At 44.9% G+C, this 10,377-nt stretch carries 11 protein-coding genes; 1 reads left to right on the top strand and 10 read right to left on the bottom strand.

Features of this window, described 5'->3' with window-relative positions; genetic code table 11:
• Positions 1–223: 223 nt before the first annotated feature.
• Positions 224–1,783, bottom strand: coding sequence for a replicative DNA helicase (gene dnaB, locus ACT8YW_RS12895; RefSeq protein WP_444105384.1), 1,560 nt, complete (start codon positions 1,781–1,783; stop codon positions 224–226).
• 221 nt (positions 1,784–2,004) lie between these two features.
• On the opposite strand from dnaB, the gene ispE reads away from it, so the two are divergent.
• Entirely contained in the window at positions 2,005–2,835 is an 831-nt protein-coding gene (gene ispE / locus ACT8YW_RS12890; protein ID WP_004317955.1) for a 4-(cytidine 5'-diphospho)-2-C-methyl-D-erythritol kinase, read from the top strand.
• A gap of 32 nt (positions 2,836–2,867) precedes the next feature.
• Here ispE and ACT8YW_RS12885 read toward each other — a convergent pair whose 3' ends face one another.
• The 9 genes from ACT8YW_RS12885 to ACT8YW_RS12845 all read right to left on the bottom strand — a co-directional run bounded on the left by ACT8YW_RS12885 (position 2,868) and on the right by ACT8YW_RS12845 (position 10,372).
• Positions 2,868–3,230: a helix-turn-helix domain-containing protein gene (locus ACT8YW_RS12885; protein WP_004295590.1), complete on the bottom strand. Its 363-nt coding sequence runs from the start codon at positions 3,228–3,230 to the stop codon at positions 2,868–2,870.
• A gap of 10 nt (positions 3,231–3,240) precedes the next feature.
• Complete coding sequence (locus tag ACT8YW_RS12880; protein ID WP_004295589.1) at positions 3,241–3,540, bottom strand: type II toxin-antitoxin system HigB family toxin; 300 nt, start codon at positions 3,538–3,540, stop codon at positions 3,241–3,243.
• A 324-nt stretch (positions 3,541–3,864) separates the two neighbouring features.
• Complete coding sequence (galE, locus tag ACT8YW_RS12875) at positions 3,865–4,899, bottom strand: UDP-glucose 4-epimerase GalE (protein ID WP_444105382.1); 1,035 nt, start codon at positions 4,897–4,899, stop codon at positions 3,865–3,867.
• Between the two features lie 222 nt (positions 4,900–5,121).
• Complete coding sequence (gene rsxA, locus ACT8YW_RS12870) at positions 5,122–5,694, bottom strand: electron transport complex subunit RsxA (protein WP_004295587.1); 573 nt, start codon at positions 5,692–5,694, stop codon at positions 5,122–5,124.
• 22 nt (positions 5,695–5,716) lie between these two features.
• Positions 5,717–6,301, bottom strand: coding sequence for an electron transport complex subunit RsxE (gene rsxE, locus ACT8YW_RS12865; protein WP_004295586.1), 585 nt, complete (start codon positions 6,299–6,301; stop codon positions 5,717–5,719).
• A 14-nt stretch (positions 6,302–6,315) separates the two neighbouring features.
• Complete coding sequence (locus ACT8YW_RS12860) at positions 6,316–7,062, bottom strand: RnfABCDGE type electron transport complex subunit G (RefSeq protein ID WP_004309218.1); 747 nt, start codon at positions 7,060–7,062, stop codon at positions 6,316–6,318.
• Positions 7,059–8,051 carry an RnfABCDGE type electron transport complex subunit D gene (locus ACT8YW_RS12855; RefSeq protein ID WP_004303572.1) on the bottom strand — a complete coding sequence of 331 codons (993 nt, stop codon included), beginning with the start codon at positions 8,049–8,051 and terminating at the stop codon, positions 7,059–7,061. Before ACT8YW_RS12855 ends, ACT8YW_RS12860 begins: the two co-directional genes overlap by 4 nt.
• Before the next feature lie 5 nt (positions 8,052–8,056).
• A complete protein-coding gene (gene rsxC, locus ACT8YW_RS12850; RefSeq protein ID WP_211146463.1) occupies positions 8,057–9,394 on the bottom strand; it encodes an electron transport complex subunit RsxC in 1,338 nt (445 codons plus the stop codon).
• A 24-nt stretch (positions 9,395–9,418) separates the two neighbouring features.
• A complete protein-coding gene (locus ACT8YW_RS12845; protein ID WP_444105380.1) occupies positions 9,419–10,372 on the bottom strand; it encodes a Fe-S cluster domain-containing protein in 954 nt (317 codons plus the stop codon).
• Positions 10,373–10,377 lie beyond the last annotated feature (5 nt).

The following is a 10,377-nucleotide window of genomic DNA, read 5'->3' as shown; positions in this document are numbered from 1 at the left end:
GCGTCAGGTCGAAGTTGACATACTCTTTCAGCCAGTTATAAGAGATATTCATATATTTAATTTTTTATTGTTTCTCAAAAAGATTTGCAAAGTTAATAAGATTTTTCGGTTGACCGAGAAGGTTAGATAAAAAAGTTTATAGTTGATAGTTACCATGCGGAATAACATACAGATAGAAGAAATGTTGCGCAGAGCATTTTCACTATCAGTTATCAACTATTAACTAAAATGGTAACGGTCCATCTCCCGGTGCTCCGAATGGATTCTCCGTCTGCGGTGCAAAATCAGGTGCGGGAGGAGGTATGGAACCAGCATTACCTGTATTCATTTTCGATCCTAACATAGCTCCTGCAGGCTCGCCCGGCATCGGAATCACCATATCGTCCTCCGGATTAGAGAAACGGGTAAACTCACCCTTAAAGCGGAGCAACACCTCGCCTACCGCACCGTTACGATGCTTGGCGATTACAATTTCCGCCATACCGCGCAGGTCATTACCACGATCATCCTGATAAATCTTATAGTATTCCGGACGGTGGATAAAGCACACCATATCGGCATCCTGCTCAATGGCTCCCGATTCACGAAGGTCACTCAACTGCGGTCGTTTACCGTCAATACCTTCACGACTTTCCACACCACGATTCAACTGTGACAGTGCGATGATCGGAATATTCAACTCTTTCGCCAGTCCTTTCAACGAACGGGAAATGGTACTCACTTCTTCCTGACGGCTACCAAACGCCATACCGCTCGCATTCATCAACTGAAGGTAGTCAATAATAATGATTCTCACCCCATGTTCACGCACCAGACGACGCGCTTTGGTTCGCAGTTCGAACACAGACAAAGACGGTGTATCATCCACGTAAAGCGGCGCATCCATCAGATTCTTCAGTTTATAGTCCAACTGTTGCCACTCATAACCCGCCAACTGTCCGCTCTTAATCTTTCCACTTTCAATTTCGCAGACATTGGAAATCAAACGGTTCACCAGCTGAACGTTACTCATTTCAAGCGAGAACAACGCCACCGGGTTCCGGTAATCCACCGCAATATTCTTAGCCATTGAAAGAACGAAAGCAGTCTTACCCATGGCAGGACGGGCAGCTATAATAATAAGGTCGGAATTCTGCCAACCCGAAGTCATCTTATCAAGTTTCGTGAAACCACTCTCCAGACCACTCAAACCATCGGTTCGAGCCGCAGCTTTCTGAATCAGCTTATAGGCTTCGTCAATCACCGGATTGATCTGCGTATAATCTTTTTTCATATTCTGCTGTGAGATCTCGAAAAGCTTGCCTTCCGCTTCCTGCATCAAGTCGTCCACATCCAGCGTCTCGTCAAACGCTTTACTCTGAATATTGCTCGTGAACGTTATCAACTCACGCGCCAGCGATTTCTGTGCAATAATACGGGCATGGTATTCAATATGTGCGGATGAAGCCACCTTACTACTCAATTGAGTAATATAGAAGGGACCTCCCACCTCTTCCAAGTCTCCGCGTTTACTAAGTTGTTCCTTTACAGTCAGAATATCCACCGGTTTCTGGTTCACCGCAAGATCGACGATAGCAGAATAAATCAACTGATGCCGGCGTTCGTAAAATGATTCGGGACGAAGAATTTCACTCACCAATGAATAAGCGTCCTTTTCAATCATTAAAGCTCCCAAAACTGCTTCTTCCAGTTCAGGCGCCTGCGGCTGAATACGACCATAATCATTTACCGGTTGTATTTTAGTAGACTTTGAATTGCGGGTATTTCTTTTCTGTTCGGCCATGAAGATATTTACTATTTTACGATTTACTATTTTGCGACCGAACAGACTCCTTTATAACAGAGTTTTTCCGGTCGGGACGACAAAGATAGAATATAATCACGAAGAATGAATAAGGAAAAATGAAGATTTTACTAACTTTGCTCCCGAATCACATTATCCAGCTATGATTAATTGTAATGTGAAGCACTGTAAATAGTAAATAGTAAATAGTAAATAGAAATATGATTGCTTTTCCCAATATCAAAATAAACCTGGGACTTTCCATCACGGAAAAACGCCCGGACGGATACCACAATCTGGAAACAGTTTTCTATCCGGTGGCTCTGGAAGACGCACTGGAAATCCGTACCTCCCCTAACGCTGACCGAAAATTCACTCTCCACCAACATGGAATGGAAATAGCCGGTAACCCTGAAGACAATCTGGTAGTAAAAGCCTATTTATTGATGGATAAGGAATTTCATCTCCCTCCTATCGAAATCCACTTATACAAGCACATCCCTTCAGGAGCCGGACTGGGAGGAGGATCATCGGATGCCGCTTTCATGCTAAAGTTGCTCAACGATCATTATCAGCTGGGAGTATCCGAAGAACAATTGGAAGTATACGCTGCCACTTTGGGAGCAGACTGCGCTTTCTTTATCAAAAACAGACCGATATTTGCCGAGGGAATTGGAAACATCTTCTCCCCGGTCGAACTTTCATTAAACGGCTACCAAATCATGATTATAAAACCGAATGTTTTTGTTTCCACCCGGGAAGCCTTTTCAAACATTCATCCCCATCGTCCGAAATATCCGGTTAGGGAGGCAATCCAGCGTCCTGTACAAGAATGGAAGGATACGTTAATCAATGATTTCGAAGCAAGTGTATTCCCGCAACATCCCGTCATTGGAGAAATCAAAGAAGAACTCTATCATCAAGGAGCAATCTACGCATCCATGAGCGGCTCCGGCTCATCCGTATTCGGGCTGTTTGCTCCCGGATTCGTCTTACCGGAAATTGATTGGGGAACTGACGTATTCTGCTTCAAAGGTACATTAAACAAATAAATCTCACTAACAATTATGTTTTGACTATTTTTTCAAAATCCCAACATGGCAGCGGGGTGTATATTGAGTACCCGGCAAAGCAAGCGAGCTATTTTTAAAGTAGGTTCCGAGCGACCCGAAATATAATCATTCACGCGTGAAGGGCTAACCCCTATTTCACTGGCAAGCTGTTTTTGTGTCATTCCCTTTTCTTCAAGGGACAATTCTATCAATTCTGCTACGGTTGGTTTTTCTATAGGAAAATGTTCCTTCTCATACGCAATCACTATATCAGACATAACAGAAAGCTCCACCATGCTCTTGTCATTTGCAGGAGTGCTGTCGTCCACCAAAGGCAGAAGTTCTTCGACTCTTGCCAATGCAAATTCGTATTGTTCTTTCGTTATTTTAGTCATATCTATTATATTATATAGTTGAACAATCTATTTTATCATACTCTTTATGAGTTCCCACCCAACGGACAAAAATGTATCCCACCGTAAATTTAACAACCACTACCAGCCGATAGTTGTTCCCTCTGATATTAAAAACATAGTGTTGATTGCCCACATAATCAGTCGATAGAAAATCCGCTTTTATATCAGACAAATTCCGCCATTCTGCTTTTTCCGCTATATCATACCAACGTTCTAAAGCAACACGTGAATCTTCACACCCTTTCGTCTCGTAGAAATCTTTCAATTTCTTATGTGATACTACTCTCATATCTTATTCATTTGATACAAAATTACAAAATAATTTTGGATAACAAAAGAATTAGTGCTAAATATTTTATAAAACAGAACATCCATGCTGGGCGTATCAAAAAAACGGTACCACGACTCACGTCGTAGTACCGTCACAACACAAACACAAAATAAAACACGACAAAACTACTATGCAATCTTTCCTGTCTATGCCGGGGAGGCATAAGTACTATTTACGTATATTCGCATACTCATAAACAGCTTCAGGTCGATTAGCATCAATTAAACAAATCGCATGCACGATTTGTTTAAACTTTTATGTTATTTAAAACAAGTTTCTCTTTTATTGAATCCCTCTTTCACGGAGTTTCAGCTGCCAGTTCCATGCAGAGCGTAAAGTATCTTCTAAAGTTTCTACGGCTTTCCAACCCAGCTCTTTATTAGCAAAATCCGGGTTAGCCCAAACTTTTTCAATGTCACCTGCACGACGTCCGACAATCTGATAATTCAATTTTACGCCAGTGGCTTTTTCAAAGCCATTTATTAATTCCAATACAGAAACACCACGTCCTGTACCAATATTAAATACTTCTACTTTTTCTTTTTGTGTCTTTTCCAAGATACGACGGATAGCAATCACGTGTGCTTTAGCCAAGTCAACAACATTGATAAAGTCACGGATACAAGAACCGTCCGGTGTATCATAATCGTCACCAAACACGCTAAGTTTCTCACGGATACCGATGGCTGTCTGGGTCAGATATGGAATCAGGTTTTGAGGAACCCCGTTAGGCAGTTCACCCAGCAATGCAGTAGGATGCGCACCAATCGGGTTGAAATAGCGCAACATGATCGCATTGATCGGAGCACCTGAAGCTACCGTATCACGAATAATCTCTTCATTGATCTGTTTAGTATTTCCATAAGGTGATTCCGCTTTCTTGATCGGAGCCTTTTCCGTTACCGGCAACTCGTCCGGCTGACCGTATACTGTACAAGAAGAAGAGAACACAATACCTTCTACTCCATGCTTTGGCATCAGTTCGAGAAGGTTAATCAAAGAAACCAGGTTATTACGGTAGTAAAGCAACGGTTTCTCTACCGATTCTCCTACTGCTTTGCTAGCTGCAAAGTGAATGATTGCCTTAATTCCTTTATATTTTGCAAATACTGCATCCAGACCGGCAAAGTCCAAGCAATCCAGCTTTTCAAAAACTGGGCGAATACCGGAAACTTTCTCTATATTGTCAACAACGTCGGCACTTGAATTTGATAAATTATCGATGATGATTACTTCATATCCACTGTTTTGTAGTTCTACAACAGTATGAGACCCAATGTATCCTGTCCCGCCTGTTACTAAAATTCTTTCTTTCATATACTTTATAAAATGGTTAGTTTCTCGGCTTATTATTGTTTGAGTTACAAATGTATGGAAATAAAATGGAATTGCAATAATCTGCCACAAATTTATTTGCTGAAAAGTAATTAAGGTACGATTTGGTAGCATTTAGGTATAAAAAAGAATTGGAAACTCTAACCTGTATGTCGCCACACAGCAGAGCTTCCAATCCTCTATTTAATTATCAACTGTAAATCCTTACACCACGCCGGAGAATCCCATGAATGCCATAGCAAGCAAACCGGCGGTAATCAAAGCAATCGGAGTTCCTTGCATTCCTTTCGGAATTTTCACAAGGCTCATCTGTTCGCGCAATCCGGCAAAAAGCACCAGTGCCAGACCGAAGCCGATAGCTGTAGAAAACGCGTACACAACACCTGTCAGCAGGTCATAGTCTTTCTGAATCACCAGGATAGCGACACCAAGAATACAACAGTTCGTTGTAATCAGCGGCAAGAACACACCCAACGCCTGATACAGGGCCGGAGACACCTTTTTCAGGATGATTTCCACCATCTGCACCAATCCGGCAATCACCAGGATAAATGTAATCGTCTGTAAGTATCCCAGTCCGAAAACATCCAGTACAAATTTCTGAATCAGGAAAGTGACGATGGTAGCGATGGTCAACACGAAAGCAACCGCAGCGCTCATACCCATCGCAGTTTCCACCTTCTTGGATACGCCCAGGAACGGACAGATACCCAGGAACTGCGACAACACGATGTTGTTTACAAAGATTGCCGAAATAAATATCAATATATATTCCATATTCTTTTCTTATTTAATTGAATTAGGCTTTCTTGAAACTGTTAATCAACGCAATGAGGTATCCCAAAGCGATGAAAGCGCCCGGAGCCAATACAAACACCAACATTCCATATTCTTCCGGCATGATGGTCAAATCGAAGATTTTACCGGTTCCCAAAAACTCGCGGACAGCACCCAGTAAAGTCAGGGCGATGGTAAAGCCAAGCCCCATACCGATACCGTCGAACATAGAAGCAACTGCGTTATTCTTGGCAGCGAAGGCTTCGGCACGTCCCAGTACAATACAGTTCACTACAATCAACGGAATGAAAAGACCGAGTGTAGCATACAGTCCCGGCACGTAAGCCTGCATCACCATTTGAAGCAAGGTCACGAAGGATGCGATCACCACAATAAACGATGGGATACGCACCATGTCCGGAATCAGGTTCTTTATTAAAGAGATCACCACATTCGAGCAGATCAATACGAACATGGTAGCCAGTCCCATGCCCATACCATTGATAGCCGATGATGTAGTACCCAATGTAGGACACATACCGAGCAGGAGTACAAACGTAGGATTCTCTTTGATAATCCCGTTCATCATTACTTTAAAGTTATTCATATCTGTCTCCTTTCTTATTTAGCACTGACTGAATCAGTTAGTTCAACTTTGATCGTAGCTCCCGTAGCAGCGTCAGCAGCATCTGCGTCCGCGCCTTTCGCTTTTTGAGAAGCACCGGTTACCCCGTTCACTTCCCCGCCTTCGGCCTTATAGGCTTGATAAGCAGCATTCACGGCATTCAAGAAAGCGCGTGAAGTAATGGTAGAAGCCGTGATGGCATCCACCGCTCCCCCATCTTTGCTGACGGTCAACGGAGCTTCACCCGGATTCATACCCAAAATAGATTTCGTACTCTCTTCGTGAGATACTGCCTTTTCTCCTTTCGCAGGATCATACGCTCCGAACCATTTGTCGGCTTTAGAGCCCAATCCCGGAGTTTCCGTGTGAGCCAACAGAGAGTAGTTATAGATTTTTCCTTCGGCATTAAAGCCTACCAGCACTTTCAGCTCACCGCCAAATCCCATTGATTTAGCTTCAACAGCGGTTCCTACAAGTTCTTCACCGTTCTTAGCCGGATAAACGATAAAGTCAACATTCTTCTTTCCGTCTTTCTCACTGAAGATTGTATCGCTTTCCGCTACCGGATTATTGGTAAATTCAGGAAGAACCTTTTTCAAAGCCTCGTTCAGCGTCTTCGCATTCGCTTCGGCAATGGGGCCTTTTGTCAGTTCATTTACATAAGCCAGCAACGCAACGGAAATAGCAGTCACTCCCGTAAGTACCAGCAACATATTCTTTAAAGATGATTCTAACTTTTTCATTTCTTCTTCGCTACCTCCCCAAAGCGTTTTGGTTTACAATAGGTGTTAATCAGCGGAGTGAACGCATTCATAATCAGGATGGCGAACGACATACCTTCGGGATAGGCGCCGAACAGACGGATAACTACCGTCAGCAGACCGATACATACACCATAGATCAGCATCCCTTTCTTACTCATCGGAGAAGTCACATAGTCGGTTGCCATAAAGACAGCACCCAGCATCAGACCACCGGAAAGCAACTGCAATACCGGAGAAACGTATTTTTCCGGATCTGCCAGGTGCATGATGCCTGCAAAGACAAACACAGTAGCCAGGATAGACACAGGAATATGCCAGGTGATGATTTTCTTCCAGAGCATATAAACGAGTCCGATCAGCAGAGCCAGTGCACTCACTTCACCCAAGCATCCGCCATTCTGTCCGATCAGCAAGGTCAATGCGTCCGGAATCTGGCTTAAAGCGGCAGTGTCACCGTAAATGGCTTGCTTCATCAAGGCCAGCGGAGTGGCACCGGTGGTAGCATCCGTATAAGCGGTCAACTGTCCGACTACCGGCCAGCTGGTCATCTGCACCGGGAAAGAAAGCAGCAGGAATACGCGGCCTGCCAATGCCGGGTTGAAAGGATTGCAGCCTAATCCGCCGAAAGACATCTTACCTACACCGATAGCAAACAGTGCACCGAGGATGATAATCCAGATAGGCAGGTTAGACGGTAAATTAAATGCCAGCAACACACCTGTGATGATGGCAGAGCCGTCGCAGATGGTGGTGGTCGGTTTCTTCATTAAATATTTTCCGATCGCCCATTCGAAGAACAAACAAGCCGCAACGGAAGTAGCCGTGACAATCAGGGCACCCAGTCCGAAGAAATAGAGAGACACCAGAAAAGCCGGAATCAGTGCAATCAGCACGCCATACATATTTTTCTGTACGCTGTCTCCGCCATGAACGTGGGGCGATAGTGATACGATTAATTTATTTTCCATATTCGTTATTTTTTAGCTTGACGTGCACGAATCATAGCTCCTACTTTGCCTTTACCCAGACGACAATAGTCGAGCAGCGGACGGTTGGCAGGACAAGTGAACTGGCAAGAGCCGCACTCAATACAATCCATGATTCTTTCTTTTTCCATTGTTTCAAAATCTCCGTTTTCAGACAAGGCTCCGAGCAAGTACGGTTCCAGTCCCATCGGACAGGCACTCACGCACTTCGCGCAACGGATACAGGTCTGCGCCTCACCACGTTTGGCTTCCTTTTGATTCATAATCAGGATACCGGAACTGCCCTTCGCAGTAGGAACCTCGATATTTACGAGCGCCTTACCCATCATCGGACCGCCACCGATCACCTTACCCGTATCTTCGGGCAGACCACCGCAAGCGTCAATCAACTGTTTCATCGGTGTACCGATACGAGCCAGGAAGTTGGACGGCTTCGCAACTGACTTTCCCGTCACGGTAATCACCCGTTCAAACAACGGTTTATTCTTCTGCACAGCTTCATAAACGGCAAACGCCGTTCCCACGTTCTGCACGACTGCTCCCGTAGAGATAGGCAACGCACCGCTCGCCACCTGACGTTTGGTGATCGCATCGATCAGCTGCTTTTCACCTCCTTGCGGATATTTCACCTTCAAGGGAACGACTTCGATGCCTGCATAACTGGAAGCTACTTTGGTCATCAGTTCGATAGCATCGGGCTTATTATTTTCGATTCCGATAAATGCCTTGTTCACTTTCACTGCTTTCATCAGGATGGAAACACCTACCATGATTTCTTCCGCGTGTTCCAGCATCAGCTGATGGTCGGCAGTCAAATAAGGTTCACATTCTACGGCATTGATAATCACACATTCAGCTTTAAAAGAAGGAGGAGGACAAAGTTTCACCTGTGTAGGGAAACAAGCACCACCCAGACCAACGATTCCGGCATCGGCAATTTTCTTCACGATCTCTTCTGCCGGAAGTTCACATTCCTTCACCAGTGTGGCGCTACGGTCGATTGTTTCTTCCCATTCGTCGCCTTCCACATCGATAAAGATAGCAGGTTTCGCATAACCGCTGGCATCGACAATGGTATCAATCTTCGCCACTTTACCACTGACTGAAGAGTGAATTGCCGCCGAAACAAAGCCGGCAGGTTCAGCAATCTTAGTGCCTACCTTTACCACATCCCCTTTCGCTACAACCGGTTTTGCAGGCGCACCAATGTGCTGCCCCAGCAAAATAACAGCCTTTGCAGGAACTTCCGCTGTGATAATAGGTTGATGTGCCGACAATTTATTTTCGTGTGGATGAACTCCACCAATTGAAAATGTCTTTAACATACAGTTCTGTATTTTATTCTGTTATTATTCTATTACTTTCGGAGCTTCTGTAGCCTTTTCAGCAGGAGTTTCCACTTTTGCCGCCGATGCAGGAGTTTCCACCGCTTCTTTAGAAACATCAGCCGGTTTTGGAGCAGCAGGAGCTTCTTCTTTCGGTTTCCTCGGCGGGAAATTCAATTCGATAATGGTATTCTGCGGACAGACTTCCACACATTTCCGGCAAGATTTGCACTTGTGCGGATCGATGTAAGCCAAGTTATTCTCCAACGTGATAGCTTCGAACGGACAAGTCTTCACGCATTTGCCACAGCCGATACAACTCACCGTACAAGCCTTGCGTGCCACAGCTCCCTTGTCTTTATTCACACAAGAGATATACACACGGCGTGATTTCTTTCCTTGCGGACGGATTTCGATGATCGCCTTCGGACAAGCCTTCACACAGGCACCGCAAGCGGTACATTTCGCTTCATCCACTTCCGGAAGTCCTGTTTCAGGATTCATGTGGATGGCATCGAACTGGCAGGCAGCCACACAGTCACCACACCCCAGACATCCGTAACTACAACCCGTTTCCCCACCATAGAGCGAAGCGGCAATAGCGCAACTCTTCGCACCGTCGTACTGATTAATACGCGGACGATTCATACACGTTCCGTTACATCTTACCACTGCTACCATCGGTTCAGCTTCTCCGGCTGCAAGCCCTAGGATATCAGCAATTTGTGCCATGACAGGCTGTCCGCCTACGGGGCAGAATTTACCATCCAGCGAACCGGCTTTGACGCAAGCGTCGGCAAAGCCGCTACAACCGGGATAGCCACATCCACCACAATTAGCCTGGGGAAGCACTTCTCCCACCTGGGCAATCCGCGGGTCTTCATACACGGCAAATTTCTTGGAAGCCACATAAAGAATAGCGGCCAACACGAGCGCTATAGCTCCCAATGAAATCACTGCAATCAGAATCAAATTCATAATGT

Origin of the sequence: Bacteroides sp. (assembly GCF_052357945.1) — a bacterium.
Lineage (GTDB): Bacteria > Bacteroidota > Bacteroidia > Bacteroidales > Bacteroidaceae > Bacteroides.
Note: the sequence above shows the minus strand (reverse complement) of the source record. Positions and strands in the feature narration are given on the sequence as shown.